Source organism: Lentzea albidocapillata, assembly GCF_000719115.1.
Taxonomy (GTDB): Bacteria; Actinomycetota; Actinomycetes; order Mycobacteriales; family Pseudonocardiaceae; genus Lentzea; species Lentzea albidocapillata.
In genome coordinates this window covers 1-306 of the sequence record NZ_JOEA01000093.1, presented here as the reverse complement: position 1 = coordinate 306, position 306 = coordinate 1, and the positions used below count along the sequence as shown (strand labels likewise).

Sequence of the window (306 nt, the reverse complement as noted above, 5' to 3'; positions counted from 1 at the left end):
GCCGGCAACATCTACCTCGAAGTCGCCGCGGGCGTGACCACGTTCATCCTCGCCGGCCGCTACTTCGAGGCACGGTCCAAGCGTCGCGCCGGTGCCGCGCTGCGTGCCCTGCTCGAACTCGGCGCCAAGGAAGTCGCGGTACTGCGTGACGGACGCGAGCAGCGCATCAGCATCGACGACCTGAAGGTCGGCGACCGGTTCGTCGTCCGGCCGGGCGAGAAGATCGCCACCGACGGCGTGATCGAGGAGGGCAGCTCGGCGATCGACGCGAGCATGCTCACCGGCGAGTCGGTGCCGGTCGAGGTC

General features: G+C 69.6%; 1 protein-coding gene. It reads left to right on the top strand.

The window, feature by feature from the left end; translation table 11 throughout:
• On the top strand, nucleotides 1–306 hold a 306-nt coding region (locus IG04_RS43570; protein WP_036017132.1), incomplete at both ends, for a P-type ATPase actuator domain-containing protein.